The sequence below is a fragment of the Brevibacillus sp. HB1.1 genome, assembly GCF_013332445.1.
GTDB classification, from domain to species: Bacteria; Bacillota; Bacilli; order Brevibacillales; family Brevibacillaceae; genus Brevibacillus; species Brevibacillus porteri.
Genome location: NZ_JABMIV010000035.1, coordinates 1 through 635, shown reverse-complemented (window position 1 = coordinate 635; position 635 = coordinate 1). Strand labels below are relative to the sequence as shown.

The following is a 635-nucleotide window of genomic DNA, read 5'->3' as shown; positions in this document are numbered from 1 at the left end:
GAAGATCTATCTCTCGTTTTAAAAACTGGTGAGCCATGAAGGACTCGAACCTTCGACCCTCTGATTAAAAGTCAGATGCTCTACCAACTGAGCTAATGGCTCTCGAAAAATGGCTGGGGTACTAGGATTTGAACCTAGGAATGACGGAGTCAAAGTCCGTTGCCTTACCGCTTGGCTATACCCCAATAGCCATGAAGTAAAGATGGTGGGGAGAGACGGATTCGAACCGCCGAACCCGGAGGGAGCAGATTTACAGTCTGCCGTGTTTAGCCACTTCACTATCTCCCCAAGCTTGTCCTTCAAAAGTAAACCTTATTCAACTTTCAAAGAAAAAGTGGTGCCGGCAATAGGACTTGAACCCACAACCCCCTGATTACAAGTCAGGTGCTCTACCAATTGAGCTATACCGGCGTGTTTTGTATAAATGGTGGCTCGGGACGGAATCGAACCGCCGACACGAGGATTTTCAGTCCTCTGCTCTACCGACTGAGCTACCGAGCCTCAAGCGTAATTATTTCGCCATCGCTTGAGAAAAATGGCGGAGCTGACGGGACTCGAACCCGCGACCTCCGGTGTGACAGACCGGCGTGAACTCCAACTTCACCACAGCTCCATGTAAAACATTCAGTTGTTAA

General features: G+C 49.1%; 6 tRNA genes. All 6 read right to left on the bottom strand.

Annotation, left to right across the window (positions count from 1 at the left end):
* Positions 1–26 precede the first annotated feature (26 nt).
* The 6 genes from HPY27_RS29835 to HPY27_RS29810 all read right to left on the bottom strand — a co-directional run bounded on the left by HPY27_RS29835 (position 27) and on the right by HPY27_RS29810 (position 613).
* A tRNA-Lys gene (locus HPY27_RS29835) sits at positions 27–102 on the bottom strand.
* Between the two features lie 8 nt (positions 103–110).
* A tRNA-Gln gene (locus HPY27_RS29830) sits at positions 111–185 on the bottom strand.
* An 18-nt stretch (positions 186–203) separates the two neighbouring features.
* Positions 204–288: transfer RNA gene (locus HPY27_RS29825), tRNA-Tyr, on the bottom strand.
* A 47-nt stretch (positions 289–335) separates the two neighbouring features.
* Positions 336–411: transfer RNA gene (locus tag HPY27_RS29820), tRNA-Thr, on the bottom strand.
* 14 nt (positions 412–425) lie between these two features.
* A tRNA-Phe gene (locus HPY27_RS29815) sits at positions 426–501 on the bottom strand.
* A gap of 35 nt (positions 502–536) precedes the next feature.
* A tRNA-Asp gene (locus HPY27_RS29810) sits at positions 537–613 on the bottom strand.
* Between the last annotated feature and the right edge of the window lie 22 nt (positions 614–635).